The organism is Burkholderia sp. BCC1972 (assembly GCF_905339605.1).
In the GTDB taxonomy this organism is placed as follows: Bacteria; Pseudomonadota; Gammaproteobacteria; order Burkholderiales; family Burkholderiaceae; genus Burkholderia.
The window spans coordinates 1-210 of sequence record NZ_CAJPGH010000119.1 but is presented as its reverse complement, the minus strand read 5'-3'; the positions used below and the strand labels follow the sequence as shown (position 1 = coordinate 210).

Annotated in this window: 1 protein-coding gene; it reads left to right on the top strand. The window is 63.3% G+C overall.

The window, feature by feature from the left end; all coding sequences use genetic code 11:
- Window positions 1-210: hypothetical protein (locus tag U5798_RS37080; RefSeq protein ID WP_322084900.1), on the top strand; the 210-nt coding region annotated here is incomplete at both ends.

Sequence of the window (210 nt, the reverse complement as noted above, 5' to 3'; positions counted from 1 at the left end):
CGACGAGAGGCCAGTCGAGGTCGAGGTGGACAGCGACGTGATGGAGCTGTTTGCCGACGACAGGCCCGTCGAGGTCGACGTGGACAGGGACGTGATCGAGCTGTTAGCCGAGGAGAGGCCCGTCGACGTTGAAGTCGACAGGGAGCCGATCGAGCTGTTAGCCGACGACAAGCCCGTCGAAGTCGAGGTGGACAGCGACGTGATCGAGCT